This window comes from Pseudomonas fildesensis (assembly GCF_001050345.1).
Classification (GTDB): Bacteria; Pseudomonadota; Gammaproteobacteria; order Pseudomonadales; family Pseudomonadaceae; genus Aquipseudomonas; species Aquipseudomonas fildesensis.
The window spans coordinates 154,905-172,862 of the sequence record NZ_LFMW01000011.1; the positions used below are offsets into that span (position 1 = coordinate 154,905).

A 17,958-nucleotide genomic window follows, 5' to 3' on the forward strand; every position below is an offset into this window, starting at 1 on the left:
GCAAGAAGCGCCCGGAGCGGCTGACACTTCGAGCCACGTCGAAGCATATCGCAGCGTCGATTCCTTATAGTTGCGCCTTCTTTTACCGCAGCGCTGTCTCCTGAGGAAACTCCATGACTTCATCCATCGGTTGTTCAGCCCGCAGCCGGAGCCGGTATAAGCCTTCTTCTGGCCGGCACCGTGGCATGCAGGGGCGCCTCAAGATGGCGCAAATGCTCGATACCCAAATGCGTTTTGAACGCGCGCCAGCCCGTGGTGGTGACAGACACCGCGCGGGTGCCGGCGGTGCGACGCAACCAGCCAAGCTGGCAAAACGTATCCAATAGATGAGTGCCGAGTGGACCGGCGATGTGGTGTTGGCGCTCGGTCCAGTCCAGGCAGCGACGGGCCTGCACGTGGTCCTGGAAGCACGGTTCGCCGCTCTCCGGGTTGAGTGACTGCAGCCATTCGATGCCGCGCAGGGTCAGCACAAATTCACGCTCGTTGCGTTCGAGGATATAGCCGCGTTCGAGCATGCCTTGGGTCACGGCCACGCCGACCTGGCCGGCCAGGTGGTCGTAGCAGCAGCGCGCGAAACGCAGCTCATGGGCCGCACGGTTGGGCAGGCTGCGCCAGGTACTGGTTTGCGGGGAAACGGCGGCCAGGCTTTCGAGCACATGGGACACATCGGGGCCGGCCAGTTGATAGAAGCGGTTGCGGCCCTTTATCTCGACGGTGAGCAAGCCGCCGTCGAGCAGTTTCGCCAGGTGTGAGCTGGCCGTCTGCGGGGTGACGCCGGCGGCATCGGCCAGGGCACTGGCGGACATCGCGCTGCCATCGGCCAGGGTGATCAGGATCACCGCGCGCACAGGCTCGGCAATCAAGTAGGCAATGGATGAAATTTTAGGCTGGGTCATTCCCTGAACTCCGCGCTGTGCCGGGTGATGTCGGGTTTCAGGATGACATAAACACCAACACTTCGACACAGCCCGAAGCGTTTATCCCGGAAAGCTGCTTATAGTCAAACCGCCACTATGGAAAGGAAACACGGGGACATGGAACTCACTACACGCTACCAACGACAGGTGCTGATCGCGACAAGCCTCAGTTACGTGGTCGTTATCCTCGACACCTCAATTGTGAACGTGGCACTGGAATCCATCTCCCGCACGTTCGGCTCGGACATCACCGGGCTGCAGTGGGTGATCAATGCTTACACCCTGACCTTCGCCAGCTTGCTGCTGACCGGCGGCTTGCTGGGCGACCGTTTTGGTGCAAAAAAAATCTACGCGGTCGGCCTTGGCCTGTTTGCCCTGGCGTCGGCGTTGTGCGGCCTGGCCACCGATTTACCCGAGCTGATCGCCGCGCGGGTGTTGCAGGGCCTGGGCGCCGCGCTGCTGGTGCCTTGCTCCTTGATGTTGATCAACAACGCTTACCCGCAGACCCACCAGCGTGCCAGTGCAATCGGGGTGTGGGCCGGCTGTGGCGGTATCGCCATGGCGGCCGGGCCGCTGGTGGGCGGGGTGCTGATCGAACTGTTCGGCTGGCGCAGCATCTTCCTGATCAACGTGCCGATCGCCCTGATCGGCGTGTGGCTGACCTCGCGCATCCCGTCTTCAGCGCCGCTGGCGCCCAATCGCCACCTGGACTTCACCGGGCAAGTCGCCGCGATTATTGCGCTGGCCACGTCGGTGGCGGTGCTGATCGAAGGGGCGAAGCTGGGGTGGAATTCCGAGTGGGTGTATGGCGGCGTGTTTGTGGCGTGTATCGCCTGGTACGTGTTCCTGGTGACTGAGCGCCGGCACCGGGACCCGATGTTGCCGCTGCATTACTTTCGCAACCCGATATTTTCCGGTGCGACCCTCCTGTCACTGATCTCGGCCCTGGTGTTCTACGGCCTGTTCTTCCTGCTGAGCCTGTACTTCCAGACCAACCGTGGCTGGTCGCCGCTTGATACGGGGCTCGCATTCCTGCCACTGACCGCCATGGTCACCCTGGGCAGTTTCACCTGCGGCCGCCTGACCCGCGCCTACGGCGCTCGTGCCGTGCTGTTTGCCGGCTTCGGCCTGTACACCCTGGGGTTTATCGGCCTGTTTGCGTTGGCCGTTGATGCGCCGTACTGGCGTATCGCAATTTGTTACCCGGCCGTGGGGTTCGGCGCGGGGATCATTACCCCAGCCGCCACGTCTGTGCTGATGAGCGTGGTCGATCGCGCCAAGGCCGGGGTAGCGGCGGGCACGCTCAATGCCAGTCGACAAAGCGGCTCGGCCTTCGGCGTGGCGATCTTCGGCGCCTTGCTGACCTCGATTAACCCTCTGGGCGATGCCATCTACGCCGCCGTCAGCGTAGCGGTCGGCCTGTCCTTACTCGCCATGCTGTTGTCGGCCCTGGTGTTGAAAGCACCGGCGGCACATCCCGTGGAAAGCTGATGCACCTGCACCGGTAAAGCGATTGCCCGGTACGCCTTCGCGCACGTTGCGAGGCGTGGCTGCACCTGAAAAACAACATCAACAGGGATAACGATCATGAATGTGCTTTCTGCGGTGGCAGTGGTAGATATGGCGGGAATCGGTATCGGCCCGGCCAACCTGAGCCTGGCCGCGCTGGCCAAGCCCCACCCGGGCATCTCGGCCGCGTTCTTCGAACGCAGCAGCGAGTTCCAGTGGCACGCAGGGATGATGGTGCCCGAGGCGATGTTGCAGGTGCACTACCTCAAAGACTTGGTCGGCCTGGTGGCCCCGTCCAACCCACTGTCGTTTCTCGCTTACCTTTCGCAGAAAAAACAGTTGCTGAACGTTATCAACGCCAAATTCGATCAAGTGCTGCGCCGCGAATTCAACCAGTACTACCGTTTGCGGTGGAGCGGTTTGTGGATTAAGGCGCTTTCTATCCACTCGCATTAACAACGTCGTATGGCCGATGAGCCCGGCGTTGGCTCGACGTTGCAGGGCATGGCCGTTGAACCGTACCGCTGCAACAACTCGATCTGATCCGCCGGCACCAGCGTACGCAAGGTTTTGTACAGCACGCGGGTTTCCAGAAGGTTCCATACCCGCAGCATGGTTTCGAGCGCATCCAGGGGTTTGCTGATGAAGTCCCTGGCGCCCAGGGCCAGGGCGCGCAGGCGAGTGTCGCGGGTGGCGTCGGCGGTCAGCACCAGAATCGGCAGGTATTCGCCGTTGGGAATGCGCCGGTTGAGCTGTTCCAATACCGCAAACCCGTCGAGCTCCGGCATGTGCAAGTCGAGAATCACCAGGTCCGGTTCGAAGCTATTGAACAGCTCCAGGGTGCGCAGTGGCTGGGTGCTGCTCAGCACGTTGGTCAGCCCCTCGCGCGCCAGCAATTGCTCTACCAGGTCGAGGTTCGGGCGTTGGTCGTCGATGATCAGAATGCGCAGGTCGAGGTTCACACGGGCTCCGGAAAGTACTGGTCGAGGTGGGCGAGAAACGCAGGCACGTTGATCGGCTTGTTCAATACGGCCGTCGCACCCGCGTCATTCAAAGCCTGGCGGGTGAGGTCGCTGGCATCGGCGGTGAGCATCAGCACCGGCGTATCCCGGGTGATCGCCGACCGGCGCAAGCGCTGCAGCACGTTCAAGCCGTCGATGTCCGGCAGTGACACGTCCAACAGAATCAGCTGTGGCCCGTGCTGTGCGGCCAGGTCGAGGCCCAGTTGCCCTTGCATGCTTGAGAGCAGTTTGATACCGGGCCTGCGCTGCAGCAAGGTTTCGATCAGTGCCAGGCTGGAAAGGTTGTCTTCGATATACAGCAGCGCAAAGGGCAGGGCGTGTCGACGGGGTGTCGACCACGGCTGCGGGCACTCCATGGGGCTCCTGTACGCTTACGTACGGCAGCTCCAGGGTGAAACGTGAGCCGATGCCCTGTTGGCTCAGCACGCTCAAGTTGCCATCCATCTTTTCCAGCAGGCTTTTACTCAGTGCCAGTCCCAGGCCGCTGCCTTCCACATTCGGGTCGGCCCCCAGCCGCTCGAACGGCTTGAACAGTTGTCCGAGCTTGTCCGCCGCAATGCCCTTGCCGGTATCGCAGACGGCCACGCCGATGCGCGACCCCGTTACCTTGACCTCGATGCTAACCTGACCCTGGAACTTGTTGTATTTGATGGCGTTGGACAGCAGGTTCAGCAACACTTGAGTCAGGCGTTGTCGATCGGCAACAACGCCGATATCCGCTGTCAGCGCTGGCGGTGGCTGCAACCGGATGCCCGCGTCGGCGGCCATGGGCGAAACCAGCGCCAGCGCTTCTTGCAGCGTACCCGCCAACGGGATCGCTACGATGTTCAACGGCAGGCGTCCCGCCTCGATCTTGGCAATATCCAAGACTTCGTTGATCAGCGTCAGCAGGTGCTGGCCGGCGCGCAGGATGTGACCGACTTGCGCCTTTTGCCCCACAGCCGAGTCCATGTCCAGTAGTTGTGCAAAGCCCAGAATCGAATTGAGCGGCGTGCGCAGTTCGTGGCTCATGCGTGAGAGAAACTCACTTTTCGCCCGGCTGGCGCGCTCGGCTTCCTCGCGGGCGCTGCCCAGGGCAATCTCCGCCGCGCGTCGGTCGGTGATGTCCCGCGTGATCTTTGAGAAACCGCGCAAAGCGCCGGTATTGTCGTACTGCGCGGTAATCACCACGCTGGCCCAGAAGCGCGTGCTGTCCTGACGTAGGCGCCAGCCTTCTTCGGTGTAAGCGCCGTTGCGAGTGGCCTCGCGCAGCGCCATGTCCGGGTGTTGCGGGCATTCCTCGGGCAGGTAGAACAACGAGAAGTGCTGGCCGATGATCTCCTGCTCGGTGTAGCCCTTGATCCGCTCGGCGCCGGTGTTCCAACTGGTGACATGGCCGGCAGTGTCGAGGGCAAAAATCCCGTAGTCCTTCACGCCGTCGATGATCAGCCGCAAGCGCTCTTCGTTCTCGCGCAACGCACGCTCGCGCTCGGCCAGCAGCAAACCTGCCTCGACCAGACGTGTGCCCAACTGGCCAATCTCGTCGTTTTCCGGCGGTTGCGGTTGCAGTGGCTGACCGAGGGCCAGGCGTTGCGCGTTGCCTTGCACCTGCTGGACCCGCGCGACAATGCCCTTGGACAGAAACAGCACGGCGACGATGGCGCCAAACAGCCCGCAGATGGCGGCCAGCCAAGTGGACAACAACAGCCGCTGGCGGGTTTCGGCGGCGGCCGAGGTGCGCTCGGCGAGCAACGAGTCCTCAAGGGTGAGCATGGTGCTGATGTGCTGACGCAACGCATCCAGGATGTGTTTGTTATTCACCAGAATAGTGGTGATTGACGCAGCGCTCGTCGTCGGGTCCCTGAGCATGTCTTCCAACCCACCGATTTTGCTGTTGATCAGCGGCGCAATCTGCGTGAGCTGTTCGCGCACCCGTTGATCGCGAACATTGCGGTCGAGCCGGAGCAGGGCGGCCTCAATCTGCGGCCTGGCGTTCAGGTACCCCGGCAGGAAGTCCTCACGGCGGGTCAGCAGGTAGCCGCGCACGCTGGCCGCCGCTTCGGCCAGCAGGGTGTGCACGGCGCGAATGTCGCCTTGCACCCGCAGCACCCGGCGCACGTCCTCTTCAGCGCGGACGGTCTGCCGTTCGGTGATGTAGATCAGCACCAGAGACAACAGCAGCACCACCAGCGGCAACGAAATCACCACCAACGCTTTGCCGCGCAACGGCAGGTCGGCCCAACGCCTGGCGTAGAGCGCTCTCATGCCTGCGTCACCAGGCCCAGCGCGATGCCCCGCACGGCGGCCTGGGTTCGGTCGGCTGCACCGAGTTTGCCGATCACCCGTTCAACATGGGCTTTGGCGGTGCCGGTGGTAATCCCCAGTTGTTCGCCGATCTCGCGGTTGCTCTTACCGTTCGCCACCAGGCTGAGCACTTGGCGTTCGCGAGGGGTGAGGTTTTCATTCGGCATGACACCGGCGGCACTGCGGTCCGTCATGCGCCGCAGCAGCCGGGCGCTGACCGCGCTGTTAAGCGCTTCTTCGCCTGCGGCGACCCGTTGCAACGCATCGATCACCTCCGCGCGACTGGCGTCCTTGAGTAAGTAGCCCACCGCACCGGCATTCATGGCCGCCTCGAGGTGATCGGCGCTGTCGTCCATGGTAAAGATCACGACTTTCAGTGCTGGCAGGCGTTGTTGAAGCAGACGCGCAGCGCCCAGGCCATTGAGCACCGGCATGCGAATGTCGAGGATGACAATGTCGGGCTGCAGTTGTTCGCACAGTTCCACCGCTTGCTGGCCATCACGGGCCTGGCCGACCACTTCGAATTGCGGATGACCGGCCAGCAACGCCACGAAACCTGTACGCGTGACTTCATGATCATCTGCCAGCACCAAACGTATGACGCGGTTCATCGAGGTGTTCCATCCAGAAAGGCCGGCACGCGGGCGTGCAATTGAGTGCCACAGTGCAGCGCGCTGACGCAATTGAGCTGGCCACCAAGCAGGCTGGCGCGTTCACGCATGGTGGCCATGCCCAGGTGTTTTGCATCCTGGGTGTCGAGCCGTTGGTCAAGGGCAAAACCGTTGCCGTTGTCGTCTACTCGCAGCGAAGCTTGGCCGTCGTGCAGCGCCAGGACCAGTTGCACTTGGCTGGCCTGTGCATGCTTGAGCACATTGTTGATGGCTTCCTGGCCGATCCTGAACAGGGCGATTTCCACCTGGCTGGGTAAGCGTCCATCGTAGCCTGTGCTCCACTGTACGCTGACGCCGGCTTCACGCAGGCGGTCGGCTTCCTTGTCCAGGGCCTTGAATAAACCAAAATCATCCAGCACCGTCGGGCGCAGGCCCGCGATCAGTTGCCGGCCTTCACCCACCGAGTGCTGGGCCAGGGTCAGAATCGCCTGTAAGTCCGCGTCCAGCGTGCCGGGTAGCGTAGGGCAACGGCCGGCGAACCCTTGCAAGCGTTGATGCAAGCCCGCGAGGGTTTGCGCCAGGCCGTCGTGCAGGTCGTAGGCCACGCGTTTGCGCTCGTCCTCCTGGGCGTGAAGCAAGCGGTTGACCAGGTCTGACAGCGTCCTGTCCCGAGCCATGAGCGTGGTCAGCAGCCGGTCGTTTTCCAGGTGCGCGGCCAGCAGCGTGGCGAGCAGTTGCAGGGATTCGCTGTCTTCATGGTCTGGCGCCCGCAGGCTGACGCTATTGCCCAGCACCAATACGGCAAAGGCACTGCCGTCACCCCCGCGCAAGGGCACTTGCAACACACTGGGCAGGGCGCTTCCCGGCAGTTCCAGCCAGCACGGGGTACGTAAACGGCGGTCGGCGATGGCGGCGAGGCCGTCCAGTCGATCCTGGCTACCCTGGCGAGCGGTGGTGCTGGCGTTGCCGTCGGCGTCCCATTCCTGGATCAGCCCATGGTCCATCGCGAGGAACGCACAGGCGCGCACGAGCACACGTTCGCGCATGGCGTTGGGAGCCAGTTGGGTCAACGCCTGACCGGTCTCCACCAACAGCCGTAAGCGCGCGGTGCGGCTTTCCGATTGTCGATAGTGCGCGCGCATGGCCAATGCGCTGCCGGGATCGTGGGGCGGGTTCTGCATGCTTGGACTCCGGTATTCAATAGGCCTGCGGGCGCAAGAGGCGCTATTAAAGCGCTTTACCCATGGCCGGCGCCATCTGCCAAATGGCATAGAGAAAAGACTCCGGTTGGCCGATGGCGGGAAGGTAGCCGATTGGCAAAGTGTGCTCACCCACAACAGGAGCATCCCAATGAACTTCAAAACCGTGTCGATCGCCGTGATTTTCGCCTTGAGCTCCCCTCTGGTGCTGGCCGCCGAGACGTCGCCCTATGTATACCGCGAAGTGGCCCAGGCGCCAGCCAATGTAAAAGACCGCGAGATTGCCGGGTTGTTTGACCGTTGGAACAGCGCGTTGCAGACCGGTAACGTCAAGTCGGTGGTGGACCTGTATGCACCGGACGCGGTGTTGCAGCCAACCGTGTCCAACCAGGTACGCACCACGCCTGAGCAGATCACCGACTACTTCGATCACTTCATGGCGCTCAAGCCGGTGGGTCAGATCAACTACCGTGAGATCCGTCAGCTGGGCAGTAACGTGGCGATGGACAGTGGCGTTTACACCTTCACCCTGACCGAGTCGAACGGCAAAGTGCGCCACGTGCAGGCTCGCTACACCTTCGTCTACGAGCAGGTGGGTGGCCAATGGAAGATTCTTAACCACCACTCCTCGGCGATGCCGGAAGTGCAGGTCAAACACGCCAAAAAGTAATACCTCGGACAAAAATGTCCACGCCGGTTGCCGGTGTGGACATTTTTTTTGCGTTCACATCCGTCGGAAGTCCAGCGTCACACCGCTATACAGTGCGCGCCCGTCACCGGGTGAGTGCAGCGAGGCGAAGGAAGGCGCTGCTTCCAGCAGCTAAGAGCTGGCCAACAAGGACAGGTGAAACTTTTTGAGGGGGGTGATCTCGAACGTTTGTTCAAGGTGCCCAGCGCAGGATGAGCATTATTCTTTCTCTGGTAAAAGTGCTTTGCACAACGCGTTCAGCATGTTGGGCCGGTCGGTCTGGGCATGACTGATAAGTGCAATCTCTCTGTCATATCGATCACTATCAAGTCGACTTACAACACACTTATGGCTCCAGCGTTCAAAGCCCGACCAATAGGGCACAAGGCTTACGCCCAGCCCTTCGGCTACTAGCATGGCAATAGTCTCTAGTGCGTCGAGGTCCACCAACGGTGTTGGCATCAACTCATGGTCTGCCAAGTAATGCTCAGCATGGCGTCCGCCCCACGCGTCTGGATCGTACCGAATGTAGGGGAGAGCTTTCAGTTGATCCGCGATACTGTCCGAGGACTCTTCCTTCGACAGAAATACCAGAGGCTCCTTTCGCAGTGAGACGCTTTGCAATGCTTTCGGTAATTCAAATGGCGGAACCACCAATATGGCGGCATCCACTTCGTTTGAGAGCAGTGCTTGATACAACGAGCGCGATGTTCCCGGTACGATGACTGGCTTCAGGCCTGGCGCTGATTCGGTAAGTGCCCGTAATGCAACGGGTAAGAGGCCAGTCAGGACGGTCGAAATCGCGCCTATCCTTAATTGCCCCGTAAGCCCCTCCACGTCGGCGTCTCCCTCCAGTAATGCAGTCTCTCGAACGATGCGTTTAGCCCTGGGCAATAGGCCAAGACAGGCCTGGCTCGGCTTGGCTGCATGACCGACGCGGGAGAGTAATTCAAAGCCGAGCTGGCGTTCGAGAGCGAGAATTCGCTGGCTGACCGCTGCTGCAGTCAGCCCTTCCAAACGTGCAGCATGTGCTATGGAACCACACTCCACGACGGTGATGAGGCTTTTCAAATAACGCGTCTCCATAAATTATTCTTTTTATGAGCGTAAAAATTACATGCTATCTCTTTTGAAAGAGATTGCACACTATTCTCCTATTCAGTCATTTCGACCTTTCAGTGATTGTCAGGAGCCTCTATGCAGTCGATTTTTCATCTTGCTATTCACGTTCGAGATTTGGAGCTTTCCCGGCGGTTCTACGGTGATTTACTGGGTTGCGAGGAAGGTCGCAGTACCGACACGTGGGTTGACTTCAATTTTTTTGGGCATCAGTTGTCGCTGCACTTGGGAGAGCCTTTCCCGGTAAGCAATACAGGTAATGTTGGTGAGCATCGAGTGCCGATGCCGCACTTTGGCGTGATAGTAAAGATGTCAGACTGGGTTGTTTTAAAAGACCGTTTAATCGAAAGCGAACAGGCATTTTTTTTTCCGCCGGGCATTCGCTTTCCAGGACAACCCGGAGAACAAGCAACGATGTTCTTTCTCGACCCTGCCGGGAACCCTATCGAGATAAAAGGCTTCGCTGATTTGCAAACGATTTACGCGAATTGAAGTTGTCCAGGGCAATGTCGTTTCAGTAAGTGTGTTCGTTGGGCTATCAGTAGCTCGGAAGGAGCAATATGCATAAGTTTGAAAAATCTGACGCCACCAGCCTTTCGGAGATGGTGCTTGCGGATATCGTGAGCGCAGATACGGTAACCGAGTACTTTCTTGACTGTGTCGAATTACGGGAGCAGAGCATAAAAGCTTTCGTTTCGTTTGACCCAAGCAGAGTGCGCGCACAAGCCGCCCAATTAAAAAAGAGTCACGCGAAAGGCCTCTTGGCGGGTGTCCCGGTGGGGATAAAAGACAACTATGACACCATGGACCATCCCACCCGTTTTTACTCTCCGATCTATGATGACAACTGTCCGTCGCGTGATGCCCATGTCGTCTCACTCCTGCGACAGGCGGGAGCGGTCATTATGGGCAAGACCCATACCACCGAATTTGCTTACATGCATACCGGCCCCACCCGCAATCCACATGATCTTGACAGAACACCTGGCAGCTCCAGCGCCGGATCGGCGGCAGGCATGGCGGCTGGTTTTTTCCCAATCGCTTTGGGGACACAGACGGCTGGATCATTGATTAAGCCTGCATCTTATTGCGGACTTTATGCGTTCAAGCCGTCGTATGGGTTGGTTTCCCTTGAGGGAGTCAAACCCCTGGCGCCGAGCTTCGACACGGTGGGCTGGTATGGCCGGTCCGTTCGAGACCTGGCGCTGATGGCTCAAGTCCTGATTCCAGGTTTTCCAAAGCTCAATCATGAGCGCAATTTTCGGTCCTTCGGCTTCTGCCGTACGGCCCGCTGGGATCAGATAGACGAGGACGTGGCCAAAGCACTGGAGGCCGCTGTTGAGGACCTGCGATCGGCAGGGCATCAAGTGAGCGAGGTGTTGCTGCCTGAGGAGTTCGCGGCGGTGTTTGATGATCATCTGCTGATAAACGATTGCGAGGGTGCCCGCTCGTTTTCCAAAGAGCTTAAGATGCATCCCGACAAACTAAGTGTCGAATTGTTAGCCATGTTTGAGCGCGCCCGTTTGACGACATGGGAGCAGGAGTCCGCAGCCAAGCGCCGCCTGGCAAGGTTGGCCCCTGTGTTGGAAGAGATATTCAGGCCTTTCGATGCCGTGCTGGGTGCGAGCTGTGGAAGCGTCGCCCCACTGGGCCTTGAAGTCACCGGACCTTCCGATTTCTGCAAGTTTTGGATGGCATTTGGATTGCCACAAATAAATATTCCTCTCGGCAGGCCGGCAGGGGCACTGCCTGTCGGACTTCAAGTGGTCGGAGGTTTTAGAAGTGACTGTCATTTATTACAAGCGGCGGAGCAGATTGATGCGGTTCTCAGGAATGGGAAGCACAGTGCAACATCAACCATTGTTTGATGCATCGGTACAACTGGATTCGGCCTCACCCGTTCAATAGTGGGGTTGACCACTACAATCCCTTGCTATTTCGATCTTGAGCTACAATCCCGCAGGCGGCGTTGAAAGGTGTTTTTTGAAATGCCATTAATCCGGTATTGCTCAATAGTGTGTGTCAGTTTGCGCTGCGCACCATTTAGAATAGTTATAGGCGGGGTTTGAATTTTTATTTATATCCGTTTGGCTGTGTCTTTGCTCTAACTAGGCGTGAATAAATTCAATTGAATTGTTCGATTTGTAGGATGTGTAGTTGGTGACTAAAGTCTTATTTAACGAGGGGTAATGATCTTTTTATAATTTTTTGTGATGCGGCATTTCCCGGAAGGAAGAATGATTCGCAATGGATGCATTTGGGAGCTGTCATGGTTGACGATGAAATGCTGAAAACCCTCGAGAGCGTGCTTTGCTGTCTTTCGGGAGTGGTTGTGGTGTTGGACCGCGCCGCCGGGGTTGTGATTGGCAATCCCGCATTCCTGGATTTTCAGTTCCAAAATGCGATATTTCCTGACTTGGGCTCCGAGTTTCTCTCCCTTCTGCGGCCTGAGGACCATTGGCTATTTTATGCGGCGCTTGAAAAAGCGGACGGGAACTCTCGCGCGCTTTTCGAGGCAACCGCGAGAGCGTCCGGCCGATTGAGCGTATCGATGACGCTGTGGCGCGATGACTATTTTATTGTTGAGGTTACTCCCAGCCTTGAGTCGCCGGCGCCTTGTCCGAGCAACGAAAGCTTCTCTGACATTCCCCTTAAGTCCATTTTCGATTCCTCCGGTACGGGTTTGGCGCTGGTGTCACTGGACGGGCGTTGGCTAAGGGCCAATGGCGTAATCTGCAAGCTGCTTGGCTACAGCGAAGCGCAGCTGCAAACCACCACGTTCATGGCGCTGACCCATCCCGAAGACCGCGAGGTCGGCAAGCAACTGATTGACGAATTGAAGCGCGGTGCCAGGCCCGGTGCCACGCTGCATAAACGCTATATCCATCGCGACGGGCAGGTGGTATGGGTACGGTTGACCGTTGGATTGGTGCGGGACGATCAGGGGCAACCGTCCTGCTTTGTGTCTCAACTCGAAGACATCACCGAGAACTGGCAGCTTCGCGAAACACTGATGGGCAGCGAGCTCAAATTTCTCACCCTCGCGGAAAACTCACCCAACATCATTGTGCGTTACGACTGCAATCTTCTGCGCACCTACGTTAACCCGACATATTTACGGCTGACCGGCATGTCTTATGCGGAGTCCATAGGCGTTAGCCCTAACGAGGACGCGGGTGATTACCTCAACCAACTGCGTCATGTCTTAACGACGGGTGAGACAGCGCAATTTTTAAACAGTTGGAATGTCGCTGACAGTCGCGACTATGTGAGTTGTGCGGTCAGCCTGATGGCCGAGCGCAGCAATAACGGTGAGGTGGTCGGCGTGCTGGCGCTGGCCCACGACATTACGGAGCTACGCAAGCAACAAGTCCTGGAAGACGCGCGCTTGGGTATTTTCGAAAAAATGGCGACGGGCGCCTCCCTAGAGGAAACGCTGGCGTTACTCGTGAGTTATCTGCAGTTGGCCTTGCCCCATCGGTCCTGCGGCGTAAAGATCGTAGAGTCGCAATGTATTAGCCCCGCAACGTGCATGCCTCCTCCCTCGCGCACTGCTCACGGTAATCCTGCATTTTGGTCCGAACCAATCGTAGACAAGCAAGGGCAAGTCCTCGGTACTTTCGAGCTGTCCCAGACTTCTGCTCTTGAGCCGGATGAGAGCGAGATTCAGCGCGTGCGCCAGACGTGTCACATTGCGGCCATTGCGATTGAACGCTGGCGATCCGAAACGTTACTTCGGGAGCGAGAGCGCCGTTACCGGGACATTTTCGACCATACCCTGGACATGCTTTGTCTGCTGGAGGTTACGCCGGTAGGCTGCCTGCGTTGTGTTGAGGTCAACCCTGCGATGTTACAAGCGCTGGGAAAACCTCATGTGGACGTTATCGGTGAGACGCTCGAGTCGATATTTGGTCGGTTGAGCGCGCAAAAACTCCAGGTGCTTTGCGAGCAATGCACGGCCGCAGGCCTCGTGCTTGAGTCAGATGAGGGCATGGTGCTTCGCAACGAAGTTCGTCGTCTGCATTTTACCCTGGTGCCGGTAGCGGACCCGGGACTCGCGGGCTCACAGATATTGGTGATCAGCCGCGACATTACTTTGATGACCAGGGCCAGGCAGAAAGAACTCGAACGCCAGCACGATATTAACGCGCTGGTCGAAAACAGCCCGGACGCGGTCGCTCGGTTGAGCGCTCATGGCGAAGTGCTCTACGTCAATGCGCAACTGAGAAAATGGGTGGGCGGGGCTTGGCCGGAGCTGGTGGGAATGCCCATGGAGGCGGTAGCGCCTTTGAATACCCAATCTCAGTTGTTTCGCGAATTGGTTGCCCAGGTGATTCATGAAAATCAAGCGACGGAGCAAGAGTTTCTATTCTCGGGTTTGAAGAACGCCCCCAAAGTGGTGCTGATCCACTTTGTTCCAGAGGTCGACGGCCAACGGGTAGTCAGCGTACTGGCGGTGGGGCGCTATATTTCCAAGCTGCGCGCTGCTGAGAGGCGTTTGGCCAACTCAAATGCGCAACTGCGTGATCTCTCGACTCGTCGGGAAACGGCTCGGGAAGAGGAGCGCAAACTGATCGCCAGAGAGATCCATGACGAACTGGGCCAGCACCTGACGGCACTGCGCATGGGCATCTCGTTATTGAGGTTTCAGTTCGGCGCCACCACGCCCGAACTCACCCCTCAGGTCGAGCGCCTGATGACGCTGACGGATAAGACGATCCAGGTCGTGCGTGATGTCTCCACCAGCCTGCGACCGTCTGCATTGAACTTGGGGCTGGTCTCCGGACTTGAATGGCTGACAACCGAGTTCGTCACCTTGACCCGGGTTCCCTGTGTGTTGCACCTGCCTTTGATTCCTCTGACGCTCCCCGATACCCACGTCACCGCCGCGTTCCGCATCGTGCAGGAGTCGTTGACCAATATTGCTCGCTACGCCGAAGCCACACAGGTCAGCGTCACCCTGAGCCCACAGGAAACGCACTGGCTGCTGGAGGTCCAGGACAACGGTAAGGGGTTTGACCCAGATGCAGTCACCCGCCAGACCTTGGGGTTGGCAGGCATGCGGGAGCGCGGCTTGATGTTGGGCGGCAAAGTGATCATTTTCAGCCATCCTGGACAGGGCACGACGGTCCAGGCGTTCATTCCGATGCACAAGGATACGTAGTGATGATTCGCATGCTGATCGCCGATGACCACACCATCATGCGCGAAGGGCTCAAGCAGTTGTTCATGCTGGTTGCCGATGTGCAAGTGGTGGCGGAAGCCGAGAGTGGAACGCAACTGATCGAGCTGTTGCGTCAGGTCGAGATCGACCTGTTGTTGCTCGACATGAATATGCCAGGTAGCCGTACGTGCATCGTCATTCTGGAGGCGGCGAAGGAGGGCGAGTCCCAGGTCCTGGGGGTGGTGGTGGACTCGGTCAGCGAAGTGATCGAGATCCTTGATATCGATATCAAGCCCGCGCCGGCCTTCGGTAACCCTATTCGTACCGACTTCATCAGGGGGATGACCAAGGTTCGAGGCGACTTTGTCACGCTGCTGCAAGTTGAGCATGTTTTGTGTGTCGATGAGATGGCCGGTCTGATGTGAGCTCGACGCGTACGGCCGTGCCTCCAGGCGCGACCGGAAAGTAATTGATCCGAGGTGAATCATGGCGTTATCCATCGAAAGTCCAGGCAATGCCACGGTCTCGAGCCCGAGCCAATACCTCACCTTTGAGCTGGGGGATGAGATGTTCGCCGTCGGCACGCTCAACGTGCGAGAGATCATCGAATATGGGCCGATCACCAGCGTGCCCTTGTTGCCCCCCAGCATACGCGGCGTGATTAATCTGCGAGGCGCTGCGGTGCCGGTATTGGACCTGGGGGTGCGTTTTCGCGGTGAGCGCACGGTACAGACCTCAAGAACATGTTTTGTGATCATCGAGGTACAGGCCAGTACCTTGCGCAAGCCAGTGGGCATCATTGTGGATGCGGTCAGCGAGGTGCTTGAAATCGCCGAACAGGACATCGAACCTTCTTTGAATTTTGGTACCGATGTCAGGGCCGACTTTCTTTTGGGCATCGGCAAATTGGAGAGCGGTTTTGTACTGTTGCTGGACATCGGACGCGTGTTGTCGCTGGAGCACGTCGATGCGCTGGTCAACCTTGAGTCCCCGCAGCCCTCAACCGCCTGATTCTTCTTTGGGAACGTCCTTATGAACGTGATTCTCTCCGACGCCGAGTTCCTGCAGTTTCGTAACCTCATTCATCAAATCGCGGGCATCAGCCTGTCCGATGCCAAAAAACAATTGGTGAGCGCTCGGCTGGCCAAGCGATTGCAAGTGTTCAAGCTCAATACCTACGGCGCTTACTACAAGGTATTGATGAAGGACAGTACGGAGTTGCAGGTGGCAGTCGACATGCTGACTACCAACGAAACCTACTTTTTTCGCGAGCCCAAGCATTTTGATTTCCTGCGCGATGTGGCGCTGCCCGAACTCCGTGGCAGCGGGCCTTTGCGCATCTGGAGCGGCGCCTGCTCGACCGGAGAAGAGCCCTATACCCTGGCGATGGTCCTGGCGGACAACCTTGCAGGCAGGCCCTGGGAGATTGTTGCGTCGGACATCAGCAGCCGGGTGTTGGACAAAGCGCGCCTGGGACGCTACCCCCTCGAAAGTACGCGCGGCATTCCCGAAGCGCTGCTCAACAAGTATTGCCTCAAGGGCGTCGGCGCCAACCACGGTCGCTTCATGGTCGAACCGGCACTGGCCTCAAGGATCGATTTTCAGGCCATCAATTTGAATAATCCGCTGCCGAAACTCGGGATGTTCGACGTGATCTTCCTGCGCAACGTGATGATCTATTTTGACAACGACACCAAAGTGCAAGTGGTCAAGCGGCTGGTCAGCCATCTCAAGCCCGGCGGGTATTTTCTGGTGAGCCATTCGGAGAGCCTCAATGGCATCACCGATGAGCTGAGACTGGTCAAACCTTCAATCTACCGGAGGCCACATGCCTGACAAACGATCGTCTAACGAGGTTTTTCTAAACCCTGGCGAATGGTTTTTTGGCTCTGGCGCGATTCGGCTGCGTACGGTGCTGGGGTCGTGTGTGGCCCTGGTGTTCTGGCATCCCCGACACTTGTTGGGAGGCATGTGTCACTACTTGCTGCCCCAGCGCGCAGTGGTGAAATCGCGTGCTTTGGACGGGCGTTATGGCAATGAGGCGTTGGAATTGTTGCTCGATCGAATACACGCGAGCAAGGCCCGGCCGTCCGAGTTCAGAATCAGCGTATTTGGCGGTGGAAACATGTTCCCTGGGCTTATGCGTCCGGACAATCACTACGTCGGGCAGCGCAATGTCGAACAAGCCCGGCACTTGCTCAATCTGCACCAGTTGCATTGTCACAACTTCCACGTGGAAGGCGTGGGTTATCGAACCGTGGTGTTCGATCTTGCCAATGGTGACATTGAACTCAACTACCTGGCCTTGCAGAAAAATAGCGGCAGCCCTGTTGGAGAGCGTGCGACATGAGCCTTATCAAAGTACTGATCATTGACGATTCCGCTGTGGTTCGCCAAGTGCTGACCGCGACCCTGGGGCAAGACCCTGCCATCGAAGTCATCGGCGCTGCGGCGGACCCTGTGTTCGCCATGGACAAAATGAACAAGCAATGGCCGGATGTGATTGTGCTGGACGTAGAGATGCCACGGATGGATGGCATTACGTTCCTCAAGAAGCTGATGGCGGAGCACCCCACACCCGTGGTCATCTGCTCCACGTTGACCGAAAAGGGGGCCGCCACCACCATGCAGGCTCTGGCTGCCGGGGCGGTCAGTATTGTGACCAAGCCACAACTCAATCTGCGCCAGTTTCTGACCGACAGTTCCGATGAATTGGCGGCCGCCGTCAAGGCTGCAGCCAAGGCCAACATGAAACGCATGGTGCCCTCCAGCGAACGCGCTCCCGTGAGGTTGAGTGCCGATGTCATTCTTCCGGCGGGCGCCCAAGCGATGGCGCGCACCACCGAAAACATCGTCGCCATTGGTACGTCTACGGGCGGTACTCAAGCCCTGGAGTTGGTGTTGACCGCCTTGCCCAGGGTGTGCCCAGGAATCGTGATCGTGCAGCACATGCCTGAACACTTCACCGCAGCGTTTGCCGAGCGCCTCAATCGACTGTGCGAGATCGAGGTCAGGGAAGCGAAGAATGGCGACCGCGTCATTCCCGGTTGTGCACTGATAGCTCCCGGCGGCAGGCATATGTTGCTCAAACGCAGTGGTGCTCAATACCAGGTTGAAATTGTTGACGGCCCCCCCGTCAGCCGGCATCGCCCTTCGGTTGATGTGCTGTTTCGCTCCGTCGCCCGCAGTGCCGGCGCTAACGCGCTGGGGATCATCATGACGGGAATGGGGGACGATGGCGCGCGTGGCCTGAAGGAAATGCACGACAACGGGGCCCGGACCCTTGGCCAGGATGAAGACTCCTGCGTGGTGTACGGCATGCCCAAGGAAGCATTCAAACTGGGGGCGGTGGAGCGCGAGTTGCCCCTTGAACATATTTCAGCAGCGATTTTGCAATCCATGCATCAACGCCGCTGACTGTTCAGATCTCTGGATAGCAGTTGTTT

At 58.5% G+C, this 17,958-nt stretch carries 16 protein-coding genes and 1 pseudogene; 11 read left to right on the top strand and 6 right to left on the bottom strand.

Annotated features, from left to right (window positions below; all coding sequences use genetic code 11):
- Positions 1-134: 134 nt before the first annotated feature.
- Positions 135-896, bottom strand: coding sequence for an ArsR/SmtB family transcription factor (locus ACR52_RS16730; RefSeq protein ID WP_048726412.1), 762 nt, complete (start codon positions 894-896; stop codon positions 135-137).
- Positions 897-1,034: 138 nt separating this feature from the next.
- Here ACR52_RS16730 and ACR52_RS16735 point away from each other — a divergent pair, with 138 nt between their 5' ends.
- Positions 1,035-2,408: an MFS transporter gene (locus tag ACR52_RS16735; protein ID WP_152687636.1), complete on the top strand. Its 1,374-nt coding sequence runs from the start codon at positions 1,035-1,037 to the stop codon at positions 2,406-2,408.
- A 96-nt stretch (positions 2,409-2,504) separates the two neighbouring features.
- Positions 2,505-2,882 carry a SidA/IucD/PvdA family monooxygenase gene (locus ACR52_RS16740; RefSeq protein WP_048726420.1) on the top strand — a complete coding sequence of 126 codons (378 nt, stop codon included), beginning with the start codon at positions 2,505-2,507 and terminating at the stop codon, positions 2,880-2,882.
- Here the strand turns inward: ACR52_RS16740 and ACR52_RS16745 are convergent.
- From ACR52_RS16745 to ACR52_RS16760, 4 genes and pseudogenes are all read right to left on the bottom strand, one after another.
- On the bottom strand, positions 2,879-3,388 hold the full coding sequence (locus ACR52_RS16745) for a response regulator (RefSeq protein WP_048726425.1): 510 nt from the start codon (positions 3,386-3,388) through the stop codon (positions 2,879-2,881). The genes ACR52_RS16740 and ACR52_RS16745 overlap by 4 nt on opposite strands.
- Positions 3,385-5,692, bottom strand: a pseudogene (locus ACR52_RS16750) (ATP-binding protein). Before ACR52_RS16750 ends, ACR52_RS16745 begins: the two are co-directional and overlap by 4 nt.
- Positions 5,689-6,342, bottom strand: a complete 654-nt coding sequence (locus ACR52_RS16755) for a response regulator (RefSeq protein ID WP_048726428.1) — start codon at positions 6,340-6,342, stop codon at positions 5,689-5,691. Before ACR52_RS16755 ends, ACR52_RS16750 begins: the two are co-directional and overlap by 4 nt.
- Positions 6,339-7,523 carry a sensor histidine kinase gene (locus ACR52_RS16760; protein WP_048726431.1) on the bottom strand — a complete coding sequence of 395 codons (1,185 nt, stop codon included), beginning with the start codon at positions 7,521-7,523 and terminating at the stop codon, positions 6,339-6,341. Before ACR52_RS16760 ends, ACR52_RS16755 begins: the two co-directional genes overlap by 4 nt.
- Positions 7,524-7,692: 169 nt before the next feature.
- Between ACR52_RS16760 and ACR52_RS16765 the strand changes: the two genes are divergently transcribed.
- Positions 7,693-8,211: an SgcJ/EcaC family oxidoreductase gene (locus ACR52_RS16765; protein WP_048726434.1), complete on the top strand. Its 519-nt coding sequence runs from the start codon at positions 7,693-7,695 to the stop codon at positions 8,209-8,211.
- Between the two features lie 237 nt (positions 8,212-8,448).
- Here the strand turns inward: ACR52_RS16765 and ACR52_RS16770 are convergent, their stop codons facing one another.
- Complete coding sequence (locus tag ACR52_RS16770; protein WP_048726436.1) at positions 8,449-9,315, bottom strand: LysR family transcriptional regulator; 867 nt, start codon at positions 9,313-9,315, stop codon at positions 8,449-8,451.
- Positions 9,316-9,426: 111 nt separating this feature from the next.
- On the opposite strand from ACR52_RS16770, the gene ACR52_RS16775 reads away from it, so the two are divergent.
- The 8 genes from ACR52_RS16775 to ACR52_RS16810 all read left to right on the top strand — a co-directional run bounded on the left by ACR52_RS16775 (position 9,427) and on the right by ACR52_RS16810 (position 17,929).
- Positions 9,427-9,840: a VOC family protein gene (locus ACR52_RS16775; protein WP_048726438.1), complete on the top strand. Its 414-nt coding sequence runs from the start codon at positions 9,427-9,429 to the stop codon at positions 9,838-9,840.
- Between the two features lie 68 nt (positions 9,841-9,908).
- The gene (locus ACR52_RS16780; RefSeq protein ID WP_048726441.1) at positions 9,909-11,216 is read left to right on the top strand and encodes an amidase; all 1,308 of its coding nucleotides are present in this window, start codon (positions 9,909-9,911) and stop codon (positions 11,214-11,216) included.
- 401 nt (positions 11,217-11,617) lie between these two features.
- Positions 11,618-14,512 carry a sensor histidine kinase gene (locus tag ACR52_RS16785; RefSeq protein ID WP_236692160.1) on the top strand — a complete coding sequence of 965 codons (2,895 nt, stop codon included), beginning with the start codon at positions 11,618-11,620 and terminating at the stop codon, positions 14,510-14,512.
- A 2-nt stretch (positions 14,513-14,514) separates the two neighbouring features.
- Positions 14,515-14,937, top strand: a complete 423-nt coding sequence (locus ACR52_RS31300; protein WP_082143176.1) for a response regulator — start codon at positions 14,515-14,517, stop codon at positions 14,935-14,937.
- Between the two features lie 61 nt (positions 14,938-14,998).
- Entirely contained in the window at positions 14,999-15,523 is a 525-nt protein-coding gene (locus ACR52_RS16795) for a chemotaxis protein CheW (protein ID WP_048726447.1), read from the top strand.
- 21 nt (positions 15,524-15,544) lie between these two features.
- The gene (locus tag ACR52_RS16800) at positions 15,545-16,348 is read left to right on the top strand and encodes a CheR family methyltransferase (RefSeq protein WP_048726450.1); all 804 of its coding nucleotides are present in this window, start codon (positions 15,545-15,547) and stop codon (positions 16,346-16,348) included.
- Positions 16,341-16,862: a chemotaxis protein CheD gene (locus ACR52_RS16805; RefSeq protein ID WP_048726453.1), complete on the top strand. Its 522-nt coding sequence runs from the start codon at positions 16,341-16,343 to the stop codon at positions 16,860-16,862. Before ACR52_RS16800 ends, ACR52_RS16805 begins: the two co-directional genes overlap by 8 nt.
- Complete coding sequence (locus ACR52_RS16810; RefSeq protein WP_048726455.1) at positions 16,859-17,929, top strand: protein-glutamate methylesterase/protein-glutamine glutaminase; 1,071 nt, start codon at positions 16,859-16,861, stop codon at positions 17,927-17,929. The genes ACR52_RS16805 and ACR52_RS16810 overlap by 4 nt, the downstream gene beginning before the upstream one ends.
- Positions 17,930-17,958 lie beyond the last annotated feature (29 nt).

What these genes read in the sequence shown, in the direction of transcription:
- ACR52_RS16800 (WP_048726450.1), top strand. Translation starts at nt 15,545, where the DNA reads ATGAACGTGATTCTCTCCGACGCCGAGTTCCTGCAGTTTCGTAACCTC.
- ACR52_RS16730 (WP_048726412.1), bottom strand. Translation starts at nt 896, where the DNA reads ATGACCCAGCCTAAAATTTCATCCATTGCCTACTTGATTGCCGAGCCT.
- ACR52_RS16740 (WP_048726420.1), top strand. Translation starts at nt 2,505, where the DNA reads ATGAATGTGCTTTCTGCGGTGGCAGTGGTAGATATGGCGGGAATCGGT.
- ACR52_RS16735 (WP_152687636.1), top strand. Translation starts at nt 1,035, where the DNA reads ATGGAACTCACTACACGCTACCAACGACAGGTGCTGATCGCGACAAGC.
- ACR52_RS16795 (WP_048726447.1), top strand. Translation starts at nt 14,999, where the DNA reads ATGGCGTTATCCATCGAAAGTCCAGGCAATGCCACGGTCTCGAGCCCG.
- ACR52_RS16760 (WP_048726431.1), bottom strand. Translation starts at nt 7,523, where the DNA reads ATGCAGAACCCGCCCCACGATCCCGGCAGCGCATTGGCCATGCGCGCG.
- ACR52_RS16755 (WP_048726428.1), bottom strand. Translation starts at nt 6,342, where the DNA reads ATGAACCGCGTCATACGTTTGGTGCTGGCAGATGATCATGAAGTCACG.
- ACR52_RS16805 (WP_048726453.1), top strand. Translation starts at nt 16,341, where the DNA reads ATGCCTGACAAACGATCGTCTAACGAGGTTTTTCTAAACCCTGGCGAA.
- ACR52_RS16810 (WP_048726455.1), top strand. Translation starts at nt 16,859, where the DNA reads ATGAGCCTTATCAAAGTACTGATCATTGACGATTCCGCTGTGGTTCGC.
- ACR52_RS16780 (WP_048726441.1), top strand. Translation starts at nt 9,909, where the DNA reads ATGCATAAGTTTGAAAAATCTGACGCCACCAGCCTTTCGGAGATGGTG.
- ACR52_RS16785 (WP_236692160.1), top strand. Translation starts at nt 11,618, where the DNA reads ATGGTTGACGATGAAATGCTGAAAACCCTCGAGAGCGTGCTTTGCTGT.
- ACR52_RS16770 (WP_048726436.1), bottom strand. Translation starts at nt 9,315, where the DNA reads ATGGAGACGCGTTATTTGAAAAGCCTCATCACCGTCGTGGAGTGTGGT.
- ACR52_RS16765 (WP_048726434.1), top strand. Translation starts at nt 7,693, where the DNA reads ATGAACTTCAAAACCGTGTCGATCGCCGTGATTTTCGCCTTGAGCTCC.
- ACR52_RS16775 (WP_048726438.1), top strand. Translation starts at nt 9,427, where the DNA reads ATGCAGTCGATTTTTCATCTTGCTATTCACGTTCGAGATTTGGAGCTT.
- ACR52_RS31300 (WP_082143176.1), top strand. Translation starts at nt 14,515, where the DNA reads ATGATTCGCATGCTGATCGCCGATGACCACACCATCATGCGCGAAGGG.